Consider the following 266-nt stretch of genomic DNA (forward strand, 5'->3'; position numbering starts at 1 on the left):
TCGGTGGCCGGGTGGCCGTAGGTGGCGCTCATGGAGGAAATCGCCGTGTCCACGCCGTCGACGCCCGCCTCGATAGCCTTCAGCAGGGCCATCTCCGCCATCCCGGTGGTGGCGTGACAGTGCAGGTGCAGGCGCACCTCAAAACGTTTTTTGATTTCGCTCACCAGCTCAAAGGCGGCCATCGGCGTGAGAATGCCGGACATATCCTTGATGGCAATCGAGTCAACGCCGGTTTCCAGCAACTGTTCGGTTAAATCCAGCCAGGT

At 60.5% G+C, this 266-nt stretch carries 1 pseudogene; it reads right to left on the reverse strand.

The window, feature by feature from the left end:
- Positions 1–266: pseudogene (locus NA986_RS24420) on the reverse strand (sodium-extruding oxaloacetate decarboxylase subunit alpha); the annotation flags it as partial.

The sequence above is a fragment of the Salmonella sp. NW177 genome, from assembly GCF_051811585.1.
Lineage (GTDB): Bacteria > Pseudomonadota > Gammaproteobacteria > Enterobacterales > Enterobacteriaceae > Salmonella > Salmonella enterica.